This window comes from uncultured Sulfitobacter sp. (genome assembly GCF_947497275.1).
Taxonomy (GTDB): Bacteria; Pseudomonadota; Alphaproteobacteria; order Rhodobacterales; family Rhodobacteraceae; genus Sulfitobacter.
Genome location: NZ_CANMFS010000005.1, coordinates 20,058 through 37,365, shown reverse-complemented (window position 1 = coordinate 37,365; position 17,308 = coordinate 20,058). Strand labels below are relative to the sequence as shown.

Annotated in this window: 20 protein-coding genes; 2 read left to right on the top strand and 18 right to left on the bottom strand. The window is 60.3% G+C overall.

Annotation, left to right across the window (positions count from 1 at the left end):
- Positions 1 to 56: 56 nt before the first annotated feature.
- The 12 genes from Q1A06_RS11655 to Q1A06_RS11600 form a co-directional block, all read right to left on the bottom strand.
- Positions 57 to 503 carry a universal stress protein gene (locus tag Q1A06_RS11655; protein ID WP_299563434.1) on the bottom strand — a complete coding sequence of 149 codons (447 nt, stop codon included), beginning with the start codon at positions 501 to 503 and terminating at the stop codon, positions 57 to 59.
- 117 nt (positions 504 to 620) lie between these two features.
- A complete protein-coding gene (locus Q1A06_RS11650; protein WP_299563431.1) occupies positions 621 to 1,064 on the bottom strand; it encodes a molybdenum cofactor biosynthesis protein MoaE in 444 nt (147 codons plus the stop codon).
- Between the two features lies 1 nt (position 1,065).
- Complete coding sequence (gene moaD, locus Q1A06_RS11645) at positions 1,066 to 1,311, bottom strand: molybdopterin converting factor subunit 1 (RefSeq protein WP_299563428.1); 246 nt, start codon at positions 1,309 to 1,311, stop codon at positions 1,066 to 1,068.
- Positions 1,311 to 1,976 (bottom strand): CDP-diacylglycerol--glycerol-3-phosphate 3-phosphatidyltransferase, encoded by a 666-nt coding sequence (gene pgsA, locus Q1A06_RS11640; protein WP_299563425.1) that lies wholly within the window; start codon positions 1,974 to 1,976, stop codon positions 1,311 to 1,313. Before pgsA ends, moaD begins: the two co-directional genes overlap by 1 nt.
- 85 nt (positions 1,977 to 2,061) lie before the next feature.
- On the bottom strand, positions 2,062 to 3,927 hold the full coding sequence (uvrC, locus tag Q1A06_RS11635) for an excinuclease ABC subunit UvrC (RefSeq protein ID WP_299563423.1): 1,866 nt from the start codon (positions 3,925 to 3,927) through the stop codon (positions 2,062 to 2,064).
- Positions 3,928 to 4,209: 282 nt separating this feature from the next.
- Positions 4,210 to 4,989 (bottom strand): SDR family oxidoreductase, encoded by a 780-nt coding sequence (locus Q1A06_RS11630; protein WP_299563420.1) that lies wholly within the window; start codon positions 4,987 to 4,989, stop codon positions 4,210 to 4,212.
- Between the two features lie 10 nt (positions 4,990 to 4,999).
- Positions 5,000 to 5,959 carry a calcium/sodium antiporter gene (locus Q1A06_RS11625; protein WP_299564254.1) on the bottom strand — a complete coding sequence of 320 codons (960 nt, stop codon included), beginning with the start codon at positions 5,957 to 5,959 and terminating at the stop codon, positions 5,000 to 5,002.
- Positions 5,959 to 6,126 (bottom strand): hypothetical protein, encoded by a 168-nt coding sequence (locus tag Q1A06_RS11620; protein WP_299563417.1) that lies wholly within the window; start codon positions 6,124 to 6,126, stop codon positions 5,959 to 5,961. The genes Q1A06_RS11625 and Q1A06_RS11620 overlap by 1 nt, the downstream gene beginning before the upstream one ends.
- Position 6,127: 1 nt before the next feature.
- The gene (locus tag Q1A06_RS11615; RefSeq protein ID WP_299563414.1) at positions 6,128 to 6,928 is read right to left on the bottom strand and encodes a S49 family peptidase; all 801 of its coding nucleotides are present in this window, start codon (positions 6,926 to 6,928) and stop codon (positions 6,128 to 6,130) included.
- 64 nt (positions 6,929 to 6,992) lie between these two features.
- On the bottom strand, positions 6,993 to 7,754 hold the full coding sequence (locus Q1A06_RS11610; RefSeq protein WP_299563411.1) for an ABC transporter permease: 762 nt from the start codon (positions 7,752 to 7,754) through the stop codon (positions 6,993 to 6,995).
- Complete coding sequence (locus Q1A06_RS11605) at positions 7,751 to 8,683, bottom strand: ABC transporter ATP-binding protein (protein WP_299563408.1); 933 nt, start codon at positions 8,681 to 8,683, stop codon at positions 7,751 to 7,753. The genes Q1A06_RS11610 and Q1A06_RS11605 overlap by 4 nt, the downstream gene beginning before the upstream one ends.
- A 67-nt stretch (positions 8,684 to 8,750) precedes the next feature.
- Positions 8,751 to 9,260, bottom strand: a complete 510-nt coding sequence (locus Q1A06_RS11600; RefSeq protein ID WP_299563406.1) for a carbon monoxide dehydrogenase subunit G — start codon at positions 9,258 to 9,260, stop codon at positions 8,751 to 8,753.
- Between the two features lie 79 nt (positions 9,261 to 9,339).
- On the opposite strand from Q1A06_RS11600, the gene Q1A06_RS11595 reads away from it, so the two are divergent.
- The gene (locus Q1A06_RS11595) at positions 9,340 to 10,320 is read left to right on the top strand and encodes a DMT family transporter (RefSeq protein ID WP_299564251.1); all 981 of its coding nucleotides are present in this window, start codon (positions 9,340 to 9,342) and stop codon (positions 10,318 to 10,320) included.
- Here the strand turns inward: Q1A06_RS11595 and Q1A06_RS11590 are convergent.
- The 6 genes from Q1A06_RS11590 to Q1A06_RS11565 form a co-directional block, all read right to left on the bottom strand.
- On the bottom strand, positions 10,317 to 11,282 hold the full coding sequence (locus Q1A06_RS11590) for an NADPH:quinone oxidoreductase family protein (protein ID WP_299563403.1): 966 nt from the start codon (positions 11,280 to 11,282) through the stop codon (positions 10,317 to 10,319). The two genes, Q1A06_RS11595 and Q1A06_RS11590, sit on opposite strands and share 4 nt — an antisense overlap.
- Before the next feature lie 115 nt (positions 11,283 to 11,397).
- Positions 11,398 to 11,508 carry a DUF2474 family protein gene (locus Q1A06_RS11585; protein ID WP_299563400.1) on the bottom strand — a complete coding sequence of 37 codons (111 nt, stop codon included), beginning with the start codon at positions 11,506 to 11,508 and terminating at the stop codon, positions 11,398 to 11,400.
- Positions 11,508 to 12,515, bottom strand: a complete 1,008-nt coding sequence (gene cydB / locus Q1A06_RS11580) for a cytochrome d ubiquinol oxidase subunit II (protein WP_299563397.1) — start codon at positions 12,513 to 12,515, stop codon at positions 11,508 to 11,510. The genes Q1A06_RS11585 and cydB overlap by 1 nt, the downstream gene beginning before the upstream one ends.
- On the bottom strand, positions 12,502 to 13,929 hold the full coding sequence (locus Q1A06_RS11575) for a cytochrome ubiquinol oxidase subunit I (RefSeq protein ID WP_299563394.1): 1,428 nt from the start codon (positions 13,927 to 13,929) through the stop codon (positions 12,502 to 12,504). The genes cydB and Q1A06_RS11575 overlap by 14 nt, the downstream gene beginning before the upstream one ends.
- Before the next feature lie 125 nt (positions 13,930 to 14,054).
- Positions 14,055 to 15,410 (bottom strand): HAMP domain-containing sensor histidine kinase, encoded by a 1,356-nt coding sequence (locus tag Q1A06_RS11570; RefSeq protein ID WP_299563392.1) that lies wholly within the window; start codon positions 15,408 to 15,410, stop codon positions 14,055 to 14,057.
- Positions 15,407 to 16,078, bottom strand: coding sequence for a response regulator transcription factor (locus Q1A06_RS11565; protein WP_299563389.1), 672 nt, complete (start codon positions 16,076 to 16,078; stop codon positions 15,407 to 15,409). The genes Q1A06_RS11570 and Q1A06_RS11565 overlap by 4 nt, the downstream gene beginning before the upstream one ends.
- Positions 16,079 to 16,217: 139 nt before the next feature.
- Here Q1A06_RS11565 and Q1A06_RS11560 point away from each other — a divergent pair, with 139 nt between their 5' ends.
- Positions 16,218 to 17,300 carry a Do family serine endopeptidase gene (locus Q1A06_RS11560; RefSeq protein WP_299563386.1) on the top strand — a complete coding sequence of 361 codons (1,083 nt, stop codon included), beginning with the start codon at positions 16,218 to 16,220 and terminating at the stop codon, positions 17,298 to 17,300.
- Positions 17,301 to 17,308: the final 8 nt, after the last annotated feature.

The window sequence follows — 17,308 nt, the reverse complement described above, 5'->3', positions numbered from 1 at the left end:
GCGGCGCGGGCGTGTGATGGTCTGATTTCTCATCCGCTCACAGAACGGTCAGACAGTTACGGAACGGTCAGACAGGGGCATTTCGCATGTTTGCTGATCTGATGTGATGTGCTTCCCAGAACAAATGCGCCCAGATCACCCAACCCACGGCGCCCCGTCACGATCAGATCGGCACCCGCCGCATCGGCCCGGTTGAGCAAATCGCGTGCGGCGTCGGCGTGACCAATATGTACCTCGAGGTTAGGCACACCCTCCTCCGCCGCAATTTCCTGCGCCCGCTCCGCCAACGCCTCGGCCGCCGCACGCAAGGCCTCCTGATGCGCCATGTTCACCCCGACATAGAAGCCTGAAATCGCCTCTGCCGCGTAGGTGACTGTTTCGTCATGCGGCGTATGCGAGCCTTGTATGCTGGCGCCCAGCTTCTTCGACAGCCCACATGCCAACCGCAAAGCGCGCTCCGACGCATCCGACCCGTCTATTCCAACAACTATCGAAGTGATCATATCCTGTCCTCTTCTGGTGGATCCTGAACGCTACCGCGTCGCGCAGTACAAAACCTTGATCTGGGTCAAGGCTCCGCCAGCTTCTGTACCGCAGGCGCGATGTCAACCGAACAGATGCTACCAACGCCCGAGCGCGTCCTCGTCAGCCTCTTTCGACGCGACCCACTGTGCGCCCGATGCCATGATCTCGCGTTTCCAGAACGGTGCGCGTGACTTCAGGTAGTCCATCAGAAATGACGCCCCGTCGAATGCGTCCTTGCGGTGCGGTGCAGCGGTGGCGACCATCATGATCATCTCGCCGGGGACAAGCCTGCCGTGGCGGTGGATGATCAGAACATCGCCCAGAGCGAACCGGGCCTGCGCCTGCTCGGCGATGGCGTACAATGCTTTCTCGGTCATGCCGGGATAGTGTTCGATCTCCATCGCCTCCAACGGGTCGTCGGCCAGATCGCGGACAAGGCCCGTGAAGGTAACGATGGCACCCATATCGGTGTGACCGGCCGCAAATCCGGCGCTTTCCACGCCCAGATCGAAGGCGGCCTCCTGAACCGAGATCCGCATGTCAGCCCCCCGTCATCGGAGGGAAGAACGCCACCTCGCGTACCCCGTCCAGGGGCGCGCTGAAATCCGCAAGTTCCTGATCCAATGCGACGCGAAGCGCGCCCAGATCTTCGAACGCTGCCGCATACCGCTCTTCGCGCGCGCGCAGTTCTCCGACCAATTCATCCACCGTGCGCGCCTGCGTCTCGATGCGTTCACGCGGCAGGCCGATCCGTTCGCGCACCCAGGCGAAATACAATACATCCATCAGCGGTTCTCCTTCAGATGTGGCAATGCCTTGGCGAAATAGTCTACGCCGGTCAGCGCCGTCAGCGCCGCGGCGACCCACAGCAACAACAATCCGATACGCCCCGACCATTCCATCGCAAACAACTTCCAGCCGAGGCCCAGGATATCTTCCTCGTTGCCGTTCAGAATGTCCTGAATCAATACCTCGTCCATGCCGAACACGCTCATACCGAGGTAGTGTTCGAACACGCCCTGGGAAAACAGCACGGCAATGGCGGTCATCTGGAACGTCGTCTTCCATTTCGCCAGCTTGGTGACTTTCAACGTGCCTGCGGTATCGCCAAGATATTCACGCAAGCCCGATACGAATACCTCGCGGAATAGGATCAGTGTCGCGGGCAGGATCAGCCAGGGCGACCAACTGGAAAATCCGACGATGACCATCAGCGCGATGACGACCATCGCCTTGTCCGCGATTGGGTCCAGCATCGCGCCCAGCTTCGTCTCCTGCTTCCAGGCCCGCGCGAGATAGCCGTCGAACCAATCCGTCACCGCCGCCGACACAAACAGCAACAGCGCGAACCAGTCCGCATAGGGACGGGTGAAATACAAAAACATGACCGCCACCGCAGGTGCGGCAAGCAACCGCAGAACAGTCAGGATATTGGGTAAATTCCACTTCATAAGCGCACCCTACACCGCGCGCAGGCGGTGGAAAAGCACGAACCCCTTCGCCGCGCCTGCCCAAGCTGCAGTGTCGGTGCACACGCTAACCGCGCTCGTGGAAATAGGCATAAATCGTCTCTGCCAGCGCATCCGACACACCATCGACCGCCTTGAGATCGTTCAGATTCGCGCGGCCAACTGCCTTCGCCGAACCGAAATGCGCCAGCAATGACCGTTTACGTGCCGCACCGACGCCCGGCACGTCGTCCAACGGCGTGGCCCCCACCGCCTTGGCCCTCTTTGCCCTGTGCGTACCAATGGCGAAGCGGTGCGCCTCGTCGCGCATCCGCTGGATGAAATACAACACCGGATCGTTATGGCGCAGCGCCTTGACCGGTTTTTCCGTGCGATAGAATTCTTCCTTGCCTGCGTCACGGTCGATTCCCTTGGCCACGCCGACCATCGGAATATCGTCTACACCGTATTCTTTCATGATCGCATGCACCGCACTTACCTGCCCGGCTCCGCCGTCGATCAAAAGCAGATCCGGCCACATGCCGTTCGTACGGTCGGGATCTTCCTTGATAAGCCTCTTGAACCGGCGCATCAGTACTTCTTTCATCATGCCGAAGTCGTCCCCCGGTGTCAGGTCCTCGCCTCGGATATTGAATTTGCGATACTGGTTCTTCATCATTCCTTCGGGACCGGCGACCACCATGGCGCCCACTGCAAAAGAGCCTTGGATGTGAGAGTTGTCGTACACCTCGATCCGTTCCGGAACCTTCGGCAGGTCGAACGCCTCGGTCAGCCCGTTCAGCAGGTTCTTTTGAGTTGCCGTTTCTGCCATCTTGCGTGCGAGGCTCTCGCGTGCGTTGCGCAACGCGCCATCCACCAGTTCTGCTTTCTCGCCGCGGCGCGGCACCAAAAGCTCGACCTTGCGACCCAGCTTTCCAGACAGGGCTTCCGTCATCAGATCGGGGTTTTCGATCTGGTTACTCAGGATCAGCTGTCGCGGTGGCTCACGGGTGTCGTAGAATTGGCCGATAAACGCTTCGAGCACTTCTGCCGCATCCACATCCTCGCCCACGCGCGGGTAATAGTCGTGATTGCCCCAGTTCTGACCCGAGCGGATGAAAAACACCTGCACGCAGGCCTGCCCGTCCTGGAGGTGCAACGCGATGATGTCTGCGTCGTCGACGCCCTTGGGATTGATCCCCTGCGCGGTCTGCACCTGGGTCAGCGCCTTGATCCGATCGCGCAGGGCTGCCGCGCGCTCAAACTCCATCTCTTCGGACGCCTTCGCCATCTCACTGGCCAAACGGGCCTGGATGTCCGTGGTCTTGCCAGCCAGAAACTTTTGCGCATCGCGTACCGTCTGACCATATTCCGCCGCACTGATTTTGCCTACACAGGGCGCCGAGCAGCGTTTGATCTGGTATTGCAGACAGGGCCGCGTGCGGCTTTCGAACATCGCGTTAGAACAATCACGCAGCAGGAAAACGCGCTGAAGCTGGTTCAGGGTCCGGTTCACCGCACCCGCGCTTGCGAAGGGGCCGTAATAGGCGCCCTTCTCCTTCTTGGCGCCACGGTGTTTTTTGATCTGCGGATAGTCGTGGTCCGCTGTCACCAATATATTGGGAAAGCTCTTGTCGTCGCGCAGCAGGACGTTGAATTTCGGCTTGAGCTGCTTGATCAGGTTCTGCTCGAGCAGCAGTGCCTCGGTTTCCGTCTTGGTCGTCAGGAACATCATCGCGGCGGTGTTCGCGATCATCCGGGCAATGCGCGGCGAGTGGCCGGATGGACGGGCGTAACTGGCGACGCGCGCGCGCAGGTTGCGCGCCTTGCCGACGTAAAGCACGCGACTGTCACTGTCTAGCATCCGGTACACTCCCGGCGATCCATCCAAGGTTTTCAGATACCCTTGGATGACCTCGTGACCGGTTGCAGGGTTTTCAGCGGGTGCTGCCATGTCCGTCCGATTCTTCTTTCTACTTCATGTTTTGGCAACGGCATCAATAGGTAAGCTGTCCACTTTTGCTGTGGATAACTCTGCCTATAACTTTCACCGAACCGCATTTTTTCGTTGTTTTCAAACCGCTTCGTTAACCTGCCTATTTTTTGGGCACATATATAAGTCACTGTATATGCTCAACAATTAAAATTAGCTCCTTCTTTTTCGTTCATTTCCGCATGTTTCGGTAACATTTCACCCCTCTGGATTGCACAAGTGCAAAACTATCGCGCCGCCGAGCTATTCCATGCCGATCACGTCCGGGGTCTGCCACGCGAGATGTTGCCCGCCATCCACGCACAGGAGCTGACCTGTAACTGCGGGCGCGTCGAGAAAATACCCCAAAGCAGCTGTTATATCCTCCGCGTTTGCCCCCCTGCCCAGTACCGTTGCCGCGCGTTGGGCGTCGAAATGCGACTGTGACTGACGCGCGCCTTGCAACGTCGGTCCGGGTCCGATTGCGTTCACCCGGATCGCCGGCGTAAGCGCCTGCGCCGCGGTCTGCGTAAACGCCCACAACCCCATCTTGGCAATCGTGTAAGTCATGAATTCAGGCGTAAGTTTGCGCACCCGCTGGTCAAGCATGTTGATGACCAGACCGGCTGCAACCGGCTCGCCCTTTTCATCCGTGCCCGCAGCCAGCCCTTGCGCCGCCATCGCCTGGGTCAGCACGAAAGGGGCGCGCAGGTTGGACCTCATGTGTCTGTCCCAGCTGGTCAGGGTCGCATCCGTGATATTGTCGTATTCAAATATCGACGCATTGTTGATCAGGCAGGTAATCGGCCCGCCCAAGGCCTCGGCAGCATCGGGCAACAGCTGCGTCATCGCACTTTCTTCCAGCAGATCTGCCTGAATGGTTTCTGCGGAGCGCCCCATCGCGCGTATCGCTTGCGCAACGCTTTCCGCCTCTTCAGCAGAGGTCGCATAGTGCACGGCCACGTCATACCCGCGCTTACCCAGATACAGTGCCATCGCGCGGCCCAGCCGTTTGCCCGCGCCAGTCACCAATCCTTTTCTCATACCCAGATCCTCAGGTTGCCAGCAAAAGGAACAGGTAGCCCCCATAAAGCAGGGTCAAGATGACGCCCCAAAGCCGGGTCACGTTCCTGCCTAGATAAACAAACGGTATCAAGAGCAAGGATGCGCACAGCATGACCCACAGATCGAACCGGAGGAATTCGGGATCGACTGTGATCGGCCCGACCAGACTGGCGATCCCGATGATCCCCAACAGATTAAACATGTTGGACCCGATCACGTTGCCAAGCGCAACGTCGGCCTGCCGCCGCAAGGCGGCGACCACGGTCGTTGCAAGTTCGGGCAGGGATGTGCCGATGGCAACCAGCGTCAGCCCGATAACGGTTTCGCTGATCCCGAAAGTACGCGCGATGATCGTCGCGTTATCGACCAGCAGGGAGGCCCCCAGCGGCAGACCGACAAGGCCCAGAACGAGGTACACGCCGATGCGCCAGCCGGGCATGTCGGGATCGACGCCCTCGATCTCTTCTTCGTCCGTTGCGTTATCCGCCTGGTCCGCCTTTCGGTGCGCGTTGGCATCGCGCGCCGCATCCAACAACATTGCCGTGAGCGCAGCCAACAGCACGAGCGCGGCGATCCAGTCGAAGACGCCGCGGAACGCCAGTGCGATGAACAGCACGGAGGCCGCTATCATGTGCAGATAGGACTTGCGGGTGTTGAACTCGGACGTGTGCATCGTCGCTAGTATGGCCGGAACGCCAAGCACCAAGAGAACATTGGCAGTATTGGACCCGACGACGTTACCCAGCGCAAGACCGGGAACACCGTCCAGTACGGCCTTGATCGAAATAAGCAGCTCGGGTGCGGATGTCCCGAAGGCGACGATCGTCAGGCTGACGATCAACGCAGGAACACCCAACCGCAGGCTGAGGTTCACCGCCCCTTTCACCAGCGCATCACCCGCGAGCAGCAGGATGACCAGCCCCAGACCGCACAGAAGCCATGCTGTCATCATCCGTTTTTCTCCCCACAACCGCAGGGGCCTTTGCCAATCCGGTACCGTCCGCAACTGCGGCATTTGCGCTGTGTCAGCGCCTTGCCACCGATCCAGTGCATTTTACCGAACCAGCCGAGCACGCCGATAAACACGAGGAACAAGGCAACAATCTTGAGGATCATACTAAAGTCCGAACCGCGCGAATTGTGCGCGCTCTTCGACGCCGTGCAACGCGTCGCCGATGATTCGCGCACCAAAACGGCTGAGAAATCCGCGCTTTGCGCCGTATCGGCGCAACTGCACCTTTTCGCCGAAACGCTTCTGGAGATGGGGTTTCAGGTGTCCGATGCCGTCGATCAGGCCCAGCTCGGTCGCCTTGCGAGCCAGCCAGATCTCACCGGTGAACAGATCGCGGTCCTGGGGCAGCTTACCCGCGCGCCGTTCCGTGATGTGCTCCTTAAAATTGGCATGAATATCTTCGAGCAACTCCTTGAGCCGTGCCACGTCCTCCGGTTTCTCCGGGCGGAAGGGGTCCAGCATGGATTTTGAGTTTCCGGCAGTGTAGACACGCCGCTCCACGCCGTTTTTCTCCAGCAACTCATGCACGCCGAACCCTGCTGAGATCACACCGATGGAACCGACAACCGAATTCGAGTCGGCATAGATCTCGTCCGCCGCGACGGCGAGCCAGTAGCCCCCGGACGCCGCGACATCCTCGACGAAGGCAAGCACCGGAATGTTCTTTTCCTTCGCCAAGCGCCGGATCCGCGCCGCGATCAACGAGGATTGCACAGGGCTGCCGCCCGGCGAGTTCACCTCAAGAGCCACGGCGACGGGTTTGCCTTTCGAAAAGGCTTTCTCGATCACAGGGCCAATGGTCGCATCGTTAAGCGTCGCGCGTCCAGAGGACGCGATCATCCCCGACAGCCGAATGACGGCCACCGTAGGCTCGGATTTCAGAAAGAAGGGAAGCCAGCGTTTCATGACGCTACATGTAGAGCCCGACTGCCCCAGCAACAAGGAGGTCGGCACGAATAACTGCCCTCGCTCATTCTCGGATCCGCCAGCCGGTGCGGAAGATCCACCAGATGACCGCCAGACACAGGCCGGTGAATCCGGCGATTGCCAACAGGCTGATGCCGATCGGCACATCCGCCGTACCGAAGAACGACCAGCGGAAGCCCGAAATCAAATAGACCACCGGGTTGAAGTGAGAGATCACCTGCCAGACCGGCTGCAACATCGAGATCGAGTAGAAAGAGCCGCCTAGGAACACCAGCGGCGTCACGATCAGCAGCGGCACCAGTTGCAATTGTTCAAAGTTACCCGCCCAGATACCGATGATGAATCCCATCAACGCGAAGCTGATACAGGTCAGTACCAGAAAGCCGACCATTGCCAGCGGATGCTGAATTTCGAAATCCACGAAGAGGAAGGCCGTGAACAGGATGATCACACCGATAAAGAGCGCCTTTGTCGCCGCCGCTCCGACGTATCCCATCACGATCTCCAGAAAATTCACAGGCGCCGACAAGAGTTCGAATATCGTGCCTATGAATTTAGGGAAGTAGATACCGAAACTGGCGTTGGAGATCGATTGGGTGATGACGCTCAGCATGATCAGCCCCGGCACAATGAACGCGCCATAACTGACCCCCTCGACTTGGTCGATGCGGCTGCCGATGGCTGCGCCGAACACCACGAAATAAAGCGAGGTCGACAGCACTGGCGAAATGAAGCTTTGCGCCATGGTTCGGAAAAACCGGGCCATCTCGAAGACATAGATGGATTTTATCGCGGTCCAGTTCATGCAGCGTCTCCTTCGTGAACAAGGTCCACGAAAATGTCTTCGAGACTGGATTGGCGGGTCACTACATCGCTCAGCACGAGACCGGCGGCGGCGACTTCGGACAACAGCTTGGTGATGCCGGTCCGCTCGCTTCGGGTGTCATAGGTATAAATCAACGCGGTGCCATTGTGGTTCAGCCGAAGCGCGTCGGATTTCAGGCTGGCAGGAATTTCGTCGATTTTTGTCGTCAGTTGCACCTCGAGTTCCTTTTTGCCCATGCGCTTCATCAGCTTTTCCTTGTCTTCGACCAGCAGGATTTCCCCCGCCGCGATGATACCGATGCGGTCTGCAATGGCTTCGGCTTCCTCGATGTAGTGGGTCGTAAGGATGATGGTCACGCCGTCGCGTTTGAGCTCGGCAACGATTTCCCACATATCGCGACGCAGCTCTACATCCACGCCGGCCGTCGGCTCGTCCAGAAACAGCACGCGCGGCTCGTGCGCGAGCGCCTTGGCGATCAGCACGCGCCGCTTCATCCCGCCCGACAACTCGCGGATCTGGTTGTCGCGCTTGTCCCAGAGCGAAAGTTGTCTGAGGATCTTTTCGATCAGGGCGGGGTCTGCTGCCTTGCCGAACAGCCCGCGCGAAAACTTCACCGTGCTCCGAACCCTCTCGAAGGGTTCAAGGTTGATCTCCTGCGGCACCAGACCGATCAGAGTGCGCGCGGCGCGAAAATCCTTGAAGATGTCATGGCCAGCCACTGTTACGCTGCCCGACGTGGCGGTGGTAATCCCGCAAACGGTCGAGATCAGCGTCGTTTTGCCCGCTCCGTTGGGGCCTAGCAGCGCAAGGATTTCGCCCTCCTCGATCTGAAGGTTCACCCCCTTAAGCGCCTCGAAACCGTCAGCGTATGCCTTGCGCAGGTTTTGGACGTCCAGAATTGTAGGCATGGCACTCTCCGCTATCAGGTGCCACTACCTAGAACGGATCGTGCGCGGTCAACAAGGGGCCGCGGTTTCAGCCTTTGGCCCGTCCGAACCAGCCCTTTTTTGACGGTGCATCATCATCGCCCTCGTCTTCTGGTGCCGGTCCTTCCAGTTGTTCCTGAAGGTTGGAAAAGAACTGATCGGCCATCTTCTTGGCGAAACCGTCGATGATCCGGCTGCCAAGCTGCGCAAGCTTGCCGCCCACCTTGGCCTCCACATCATAGCTCAGCTCGCAGCCGCCGTCGTTTTCGACGAGCCGCACGTCGGCCTCGCCCTTGGCAAAACCTGCAGCCCCGCCCTTGCCCGTGCCCGACAGCTTCAACGATGTGTTCTCGACCATATCGCTGATCTCCACCTCGCCTTTGAAGGTCGCCTTCACCGGTCCGACTTTTTGCACAACGGTTGCCTCGAACCCCTCCTGGGGCGAGCCTGTCACCTCCTGCGCGCCCGGAACGCACGCCTTGAGCACCTCCGGGTCCAGCAACGCGGCATAGACCTGCGCCGGGGATACTGCGATCTGGCGGGTGTCGCTCATCTGCATGGGAAGCCTCCTCAATTCCTATGCCGCTACGCTAGGTATTTTTCTGGACACCCGCAACGGGATTGATGAGGGTGCGGGTATGAACGCCCTAGCCCAGAACCGTGCCGGCGCCGCGATTGCCTTCGTGTTGTTCGGCGTCCTTTGTATTTCCGGCAACGATATGCTGATCAAACAGCTGTCGTCGGGCTATCCGCTCCATCAGATCGTCTTTTTCCGCTCCGCCATTGCGATTTTGTTCAGCATGGTTTTCCTGCAATTCGAAGGCGGCTGGCCCGCGTTGCGCACCGATACGCCCTGGCTTCACATCCTGCGCGGCGTTCTTGTCGTGATTTCGAACATGTCGTTCTTTCTGGCGTTGGCGGTCTTGCCGCTCGCGGATGCGACGGCGCTGTTTTTCGCGGCCCCCCTTTTCATCACGCTTTTGTCGATCCCCATTCTGGGCGAACGGGTCGGCCCCCTGCGTCTTGGTGCGGTACTGGTCGGGTTTATCGGCGTGATCATCATGCAGCGGCCCTGGGTTCCGTCCGAAACGCTGATCGCCTCGCGTATCGTGCTGTTGCTTCCGGTGCTGGCGGCGCTGACCTATGCCCTGAACCAGTTGATGACCCGCAAGCTGGGCGTGAAGGCAAAGGCATCGGCACTCGCGATCTATATTCAGGGCGCATTCATCGTGGTGTCCATCGTGTTTTTCGCCATTGCCGGCGATGGCAGGTTTGCAGCAGGTACGGACAATGCGTCGATTCAGTTCCTGCTGCGTGCCTGGATCATTCCGCCGCCCGAAGACCGCTGGGTGCTGTTGGGTCTGGGTGTCAACGGGGCGCTGATCGGGTATTGCCTGTCGCAAGCCTACCGCATCGCGGATGCCGCAACGGTGGCACCTTTTGAATATATCGGCCTGCCGTTGTCGGTATTCTGGGGGCTGATGATCTTTGGCGACCTGCCGACGTGGGAGGTCTGGGTCGGGATCGCGCTGATCCTCGCATCGGGTCTGTTTGTGTTCTTCCGCGAACGCTACAAGGCGGCGCGTGTCACCCCGCGCCCCGTCGCGCGGCGGCACTAGCCTTTCAGGTCGATCACCACCTTGCCGGTCGCCTTGCGGGTCCGCAAAAGATCCAGCGCCTCATCCGCGCGCTCCAGCGGCAGCACGTTGCTTACATGGGGCTTAATGCGACCGTCGGTGTACCACGCCATCAGAGTGGCGAAACTGTCGGTCAGAACCTTCGGAGCAAGCGTTATATAGCCCCCGATATAGAAGCCCAGAACGCTCATGTTCTTGACCAGCAGGATGTTCGCCGGGATCTGCGGCACCTCGCCGCTGGCAAATCCCAAAGGCAGCAGGCGCGCTCCCCGATTGCAGGCACGAAAAGCGGCGTCGAACTGCGCGCCGCCGATGGGGTCATAGACAACATCAGCCCCGCCGAGCGCCTTGACCGTCTCGCGGATGTCGACGGTATCGGAATCAATAAGGTGATCAGCACCCATTTGGCGGCAGATCTCCAGCTTGTCCGCACCGCGCGCGCAGGCGATCACCTCCGCGCCCATCACCTTGCCCAACTCTACTGCCGTCAGCCCGATGCCGCCCGACGCGCCGAGCACGAGCAGCCGCTCACCCGCTTTCAGCTTCGCCTTGTGTGCGAGCGCGATGTGGCTGGTGCCGTAGGCGATCAGAAACGCCGCCGCGTCGCTGAAGGGCATCTCTTGCGGCATCGGTACGCACAGCGCGCCGGGGAGCTTTGCGTAATCCGCCAGTCCGCCATGGCCCGCGTAGGCCGCGACGTGCTGTCCAACCTGGAAATCAGTAACCCCTTCGCCCAGTTGCGTAACCGTCCCGGCCATTTCCATGCCCAGCGTCGCCGGCAGCAGCGGCTTTTCCTGATAGGTGCCCTTGATCAGCAGAAGATCCGCGAAATTGAGGCCACAGGTCGCGACCTCTATCACCACCTCGCCCGGACCGGCGACCGGCATCTCCACCTCGCGCAGCTTCGGTGGTGTGTTGTGGGCCAAGACCTGATATGCACGCATTGCCTGCCTCCCTCGAAAATCAACTTCCGCCGCAAAGTGAAAGCAGCCCGCGCACAAGGCAACCCCGATCCGAATAAAAAGCCGCGCCCGAAGGACGGGCGCGGCGCAGAAGCGGCTATGGGATCAGGACCGTCCTGATTGCGTATGCGATGGCCCCGAGCAGTGTGATGCTGAGCAGCCAGATCAGCACGAACCATCCAATCCGCCTGAACCACGGCTTTTTCATCAGTGATATCCTTCCGAGGGATCAATCTTTCCGCGGAACACCCAATAGGCATAGCCTGTATAGGCGAGGATCATCGGGACGAGCACAAGCGTCCCGACCAATGCGAACCAAAGACTGGAATCCGGGGCAGCCGCATCGACGATGGTAAGGCTGGGCGGCACGATGTGGGGATAGAAGCTGATCCCGATGCCGATGAAGCCCAGCACAAACAGCGCCTGCGCACACAGGAAGGGCCGCATTTCCTGCTGTCGTCGCAGGCCAAAGAACAAACCGGCCACCACCGCCGCCAAAAGAACCGGGACGATCACACTGAACCCCGCCGTCGGCCACGCGAACCAGCGCGCGAAATACACGTTGTCCAGAAACGGCGTCCAGATGCTGACCAGTACCATGCAGATGACGGTCCCGATGGCCGCAGGCCACGCAAGGCTGCGCATATGGCGCTGGATGCGGCCTTCGAGTTTGAGGTTAAGCCACGTCGCCCCCAGCATCGCATAGCCCACTGCGACCGAGACACCGCACAGGATGGAAAACGGTGTCAGCCAGTCCCACCAGCCGCCCGCATAGGCGCGGCCCTCGATTTCGATGCCCTGTACCAGAGCGCCCAGCGCGATGCCCTGACACAGCGCCGCCGTCAGTGAGCCGCCAAAAAACGCCATGTCCCACAAGGGTTTCCACCGCTCGGTGCGCCACCGGTATTCGAAGGCGACACCGCGAAACACCAGCCCCAGCAGCATCAAGATGATCGGCATATAAAGCGCCGGCATCACGACGGAATAGGCCAGAGGGAACACCGCAAACAGCCCTCCGCCGCCCAGTACCAGCCATGTCTCGTTGCCGTCCCACACGGGTGACACGGAGTTCATCATCACGCTGCGCTCGGATTCGTCCTTGGTTAGCGGGAACAGGATCCCGATGCCAAGGTCGAACCCGTCCAGCACGACATAGACCAGTACGGCGAAGGCGATGATACCCGCCCAGATGAAGGAAAGCTCAAGCCCGAACATTGCGGTTCACCTCTTTCTTGTCTGAGTATTGCCCCGCCGGTGTGATTCCGGAAGTCCGGATCGGACCCTCTTCGCGGAACCGCTTCTTGCCGATCGCCTTGACCGAGCCGTTCATCATGCGCAGCAAATAGTAAGTGCCTGCACCGAAGACGAAGAAATAGACCACGATAAAGGCCATCAACGAGGCGGCAACCGCAGGCGCCGCGACCGGTGCAAGACTATCGGAGGTTCGCAACATCCCGTAGACGGTGAACGGCTGGCGTCCGACCTCGGTCGTGATCCATCCGGCAAGCACTGCGACAAAGCCGGCCGGTCCCATCACCAGCGCCGCCCGGTGCAGCATCGGCGATTCGTAGAGGCGCCCCCGGAAACGCTGCAGCGCGGCCCAGCCGCCAAGTCCCAGCATCGCAAAGCCCAGCCCCACCATCACCCGGAATGACCAGAACACGATAGCCACCGGCGGTTCGTCCTCGTCGGGAATGGTATCCAGACCGTCCAGCGGCGCGTTGAGATCATGTTTGAGGATCAACGAACTGAGCTTGGGGATTTCGATCGCGTAGTCGATACGCTTCTCTTCGGGATCGGGAATGCCGAACAGGATCAGCGGCGCGCCGTCGGGATGGCTGTCATAGTGCCCCTCCATTGCCATAACCTTGGCCGGTTGATGTTCCAGAGTGTTGATGCCGTGGAAATCACCCGCCGCGATCTGCAGCGGCGTGACCACGATCAACATCCACATCGCCATGGAGAACATCTTGCGGCTGGCCATGTCGGTTTTGTCGCGCAGCAGATGCAGCGCCCCGACCGCTCCGACCACCAGAGCGGTGGTAAGATACGCGGCAAGCACCATGTGCAGCAGACGGTAAGGAAACGACGGATTGAACACGATGGCCCACCAGTCCTCGGGGACAAATTGGCCGACTTCGTTAATGCTAAAGCCCGCGGGCGTCTGCATCCAGCTGTTGACCGACAGGATCCACGTGGCCGACAAGAGCGTACCGAAGGCAACGACCGCCGTAGCGACCATGTGCAACCCGTTGCCGACCCGTTCGCGCCCGAACAGCATGATGCCAAGGAACCCCGCCTCGAGGAAGAAAGCCGACAGGACTTCGTAGCCCATCAACGGCCCGATGATTGGCCCGGCCCGGTCAGAAAACACCGACCAATTGGTTCCGAACTGATAGGACATCACGATGCCCGACACGACGCCCATCGCAAAGGCGACGGCAAATAACTTCTTCCAGTACTCGAACAGTATTCTGTACAGATCATTGCCCGTGCGCAGCCAAAGGGCATTCAACACGGCCAGATAGCTGGCAAGCCCGATGGAAAAGGCCGGGAAGATGATGTGAAACGAAACCGTGAAGGCGAATTGGAAGCGCGCCAGTACTTCGGCGGAAAACCCGTCAAGCATAACAGAATCCTTCTATACTCTGTGCATGATATAGGCTTTGTGGCCGGTCGGCGACAGGGGCGCTTTGCCGCATTCAAAGACCATGCGTCACGGTTCCGAACCGCTGGCACCCTGCCGCCCGCCGGTTATCCTGCGTTTTTGTCCGGCGCCGGAAACCGCAGTTCGACCACCAGGCCGGGCACCGCGTCCGCCAATGTCAGCGTCGCCCCATGCAGGCGCGCCACCCCGTCCACAAGGCTAAGCCCCAGACCATTCCCCGGTGCGGTGCGGCTTCGGTCAAGGCGGTACAGCCGTTGCAGGACGCGCGTTCGTTCGGGGGCCGGGATACCCGGACCGTCATCCTCCACGCGCAGGACGATCTGCCTGCCCTCGGCTGACAAGGACACCGTGATCCGGCTACCCTGCGGTGTATGATAGAACGCGTTCTCGATCAGATTGGCAAGCATCTGTCCAAGTAGATTCCGCTCTCCCGAAACCTCGACAGGACCCTCTGGAACGTCGATCTGCAAATGCTGCCCGCGCTCGGCCGCCGTAGGCTCGTACACTTCGACCATCGTGCGGCTGAGAGCGGCAAGATCAACGGGCGCGAACTGCGCCTTCAAAGCACCGTTCTCGACCTGTGCCAGCTGCAGCAGCGACTGGAACACAGCCGAAATGTGATGCACCTCCGCCTGTACTTGTGCGACCAGTTTATCTGCATCACTCGACCGTTCGATGGCATCCGACAACGCGCCTAGTTGCAATGATACCCTCTGGATCGGCGTTTTCAGATCATGGGCGATGTCCGAGGACACCTGCCGCAGCGCGGTGACCGAGCGTTCCTGCGCCTGTGCCATGTCGTTGACAGCCGCTCCGATGCGCAAAAGATCGTCCGACCAGCGCGGCCCGCTCACCACCCGCGCGCTCAGATCGCCGCCCGTCAACCTGTCGAGCGCGCGGCGGATAACCTCCACGTGCCGTTTGGAGCGCCGCGCGAGGATCATCCCGCCCCAGAGTGCGATCACAACAGTGGGAAGCAGGCTGATCCACAGAATATTGAAGAAAACGGGACCCAGTGCCTCGATCTCGGCACGGCTGCGCGCAATCGTCAGGCGCCCCCCGTAGATCCGCGCGCTCAATGCAAGGTATTCTCCCTCAAGCTCCGCGCGGCCCTCGCCCAGCGAGATGATGTGAAACCCTTCGTCATCGCGCGCGATGGCACCGTTGCCGTAAATTTGGCCGTTGCGGCTGACGTAACTGAGCACCAGACGCCCCGGATCGGTGCCTTCGGATTCGGCCTGCACCAAAAGCGCGACAGCCGCCGCCGATGGGGCCGCACGAAACCCTGCCATGTCCTGCGCCAGATCATCACGGATCGTCTGTTCGAACGCGGCACGTGTAACGGCGAAGCTGGCGGCGAGACTGAGCAGGCTCACGGTCGCGAACAGCATGACAAGCAAAAACGCCAGCCGCAGCGGCATGGATCGCCACAGCTGCCTCATCCATCGACCCGGTAGCCGGCCCCGCGCACGGTCTTGATGATCTCGGTATCGAAGGGTTTATCCACTTTGGCCCGCAGGCGGCTGACGTGGGTTTCCACCACATTCGTCATCGGATCGAATGACAGATCCCACACCCCCTCAAGCAGCATGGTACGGGTCTGCACTCGCCCCTTGCGCCGCAGCAGGAACTCCAGAAGCGCGAATTCGCGCGGCAGGAGGTCGATCTCCCTGCCTTGCCGAGTGACCTTGCGGGTCAGCAGGTCGAGCGTCAGATCCTGCGCGGTCAGTACGGTATCCTGCTCGACCGCCTGCGGCCTGCGGCCCAACGCAGCAACCCGCGCCGACAGCTCGCCGAACGCGAAAGGCTTGACTAGGTAATCGTCCGCGCCCGCATTCAGCCCGCCGATGCGATCCTCGACCGATCCCATCGCCGTGAGGAAAAGCACCGGGGTGGTGTTGCCCGCCCCGCGCAGTGTCCGAACAAGGGTCAGCCCGTCAACTTGTGGCAGCATCCGGTCGATGATGATCACTTCATACGACCCCGACGTCGCCGCGACCAACCCGTCGCGCCCGTTTTCCACGAGATCGACGACGTGTCCCTCCTCGCGCAAGCCGCGCGCGATGTAGGTGCCCGTGGTGGCGTCGTCTTCTATCACAAGTATTTTCATACCGTCTTTATATAGGGCGCGGTCGTCCCCGGTGCATAGACCGAACCGAATTACAGTTTTGTATAGCAAAGACAGGTGTGCGCGTAACACAAGGACCCCATCTTTGCTGCAATCGAAGTTGATGCACGAGGAGCATTGAATGCCGTCACTACTTACCAAAACCGCCCCGCTCGCCCTTGTCGCCGCGTTATCCGTGGCCCCCATGATCGCACCGACTGTCGCACTGGCCGTTCCGGCGGGCGGATACGGTGATCTGGTCGAGCAGGTTTCGCCCGCCGTCGTATTCATCGAAGTCACCGGGACAGCGAACGCTAATGCCCAGTTGCTCCAGGGTATGCCGGATGCATTGCGCAAACGCTTTGAGCAGCAGATGCCACAGGGTACGCCGCAACAGGGCCTCGGCTCGGGGTTCATAGTCTCGGACAGTGGTGAGATTGTTACCAACCACCACGTCGTCGCGGGCGCACAACAGGTCCGCGTGACGCTGGCAGATGGCCGCGCCTTCGACGCCGAGGTGATCGGCAGCGATGCAGCGACCGATATCGCCCTGATCAAGATCACCGCCGATGTGGACCTGCCTTTCGTCAGCTTCGGAACTTCAGACGAGATGCGTGTGGGCGACGAGGTTGTCGCGATGGGCAACCCGTTCGGGCTCAGCTCGACAGTGACCAGCGGCATCATCTCGGCCAAGGCCCGCAACATCAACTCCGGCCCCTATGACGAATTCATCCAGACCGACGCCGCCATCAACCGGGGCAATTCGGGTGGCCCGCTGTTCAATAACGCGGGCGAAGTGATCGGTGTGAACACCGCGATCCTGTCGCCGGGCGGCGGTTCGGTCGGCATCGGCTTTGCAGTGCCTTCGGATCTGGTCCAGGACATCGTGGACGACCTGTCGGACGATGGCACGGTAACGCGCGGCTGGCTTGGCGTTCAGATCCGCCCGATGAGCGATGAGGTTGCGCAGGTGCTCGGCTTGGATGCGCCCGAAGGCGCAGTGATCGAAGCGGTTTCCAAAGACAGCCCGGCCGCGAAAGCCGGTTTGAAGGCGGGCGATATTATCGTCTCGTTCGCAGGCAAGGAAATCACCGAATTACAGGATCTGACGCGCTCGGTCGCCCGCACCGCACCGGATGAGGATGCCGATGTTACGGTCCTGCGCCGCGGCGAGCGGATCGCCGTCCAGGTGAAGATCGGAACACTCGCACCGCAAGAAACCTGAGAACACCG

Excerpts from the sequence above, each read along its gene's own strand:
- pgsA (WP_299563425.1), bottom strand. The coding sequence starts at position 1,976 with ATGAAGTGGAATTTACCCAATATCCTGACTGTTCTGCGGTTGCTTGCC.
- Q1A06_RS11610 (WP_299563411.1), bottom strand. The coding sequence starts at position 7,754 with ATGAACTGGACCGCGATAAAATCCATCTATGTCTTCGAGATGGCCCGG.
- uvrC (WP_299563423.1), bottom strand. The coding sequence starts at position 3,927 with ATGGCAGCACCCGCTGAAAACCCTGCAACCGGTCACGAGGTCATCCAA.
- Q1A06_RS11630 (WP_299563420.1), bottom strand. The coding sequence starts at position 4,989 with ATGAGAAAAGGATTGGTGACTGGCGCGGGCAAACGGCTGGGCCGCGCG.
- Q1A06_RS11620 (WP_299563417.1), bottom strand. The coding sequence starts at position 6,126 with ATGATCCTCAAGATTGTTGCCTTGTTCCTCGTGTTTATCGGCGTGCTC.
- moaD (WP_299563428.1), bottom strand. The coding sequence starts at position 1,311 with ATGGATGTATTGTATTTCGCCTGGGTGCGCGAACGGATCGGCCTGCCG.
- Q1A06_RS11590 (WP_299563403.1), bottom strand. The coding sequence starts at position 11,282 with ATGCGTGCATATCAGGTCTTGGCCCACAACACACCACCGAAGCTGCGC.
- Q1A06_RS11605 (WP_299563408.1), bottom strand. The coding sequence starts at position 8,683 with ATGCCTACAATTCTGGACGTCCAAAACCTGCGCAAGGCATACGCTGAC.
- Q1A06_RS11575 (WP_299563394.1), bottom strand. The coding sequence starts at position 13,929 with ATGCTTGACGGGTTTTCCGCCGAAGTACTGGCGCGCTTCCAATTCGCC.
- Q1A06_RS11585 (WP_299563400.1), bottom strand. The coding sequence starts at position 11,508 with ATGAAAAAGCCGTGGTTCAGGCGGATTGGATGGTTCGTGCTGATCTGG.
- Q1A06_RS11560 (WP_299563386.1), top strand. The coding sequence starts at position 16,218 with ATGCCGTCACTACTTACCAAAACCGCCCCGCTCGCCCTTGTCGCCGCG.
- Q1A06_RS11600 (WP_299563406.1), bottom strand. The coding sequence starts at position 9,260 with ATGCAGATGAGCGACACCCGCCAGATCGCAGTATCCCCGGCGCAGGTC.
- Q1A06_RS11615 (WP_299563414.1), bottom strand. The coding sequence starts at position 6,928 with ATGAAACGCTGGCTTCCCTTCTTTCTGAAATCCGAGCCTACGGTGGCC.
- Q1A06_RS11625 (WP_299564254.1), bottom strand. The coding sequence starts at position 5,959 with ATGACAGCATGGCTTCTGTGCGGTCTGGGGCTGGTCATCCTGCTGCTC.
- Q1A06_RS11570 (WP_299563392.1), bottom strand. The coding sequence starts at position 15,410 with ATGAGGCAGCTGTGGCGATCCATGCCGCTGCGGCTGGCGTTTTTGCTT.
- Q1A06_RS11650 (WP_299563431.1), bottom strand. The coding sequence starts at position 1,064 with ATGCGGATCTCGGTTCAGGAGGCCGCCTTCGATCTGGGCGTGGAAAGC.
- cydB (WP_299563397.1), bottom strand. The coding sequence starts at position 12,515 with ATGTTCGGGCTTGAGCTTTCCTTCATCTGGGCGGGTATCATCGCCTTC.
- Q1A06_RS11565 (WP_299563389.1), bottom strand. The coding sequence starts at position 16,078 with ATGAAAATACTTGTGATAGAAGACGACGCCACCACGGGCACCTACATC.
- Q1A06_RS11655 (WP_299563434.1), bottom strand. The coding sequence starts at position 503 with ATGATCACTTCGATAGTTGTTGGAATAGACGGGTCGGATGCGTCGGAG.
- Q1A06_RS11595 (WP_299564251.1), top strand. The coding sequence starts at position 9,340 with ATGAACGCCCTAGCCCAGAACCGTGCCGGCGCCGCGATTGCCTTCGTG.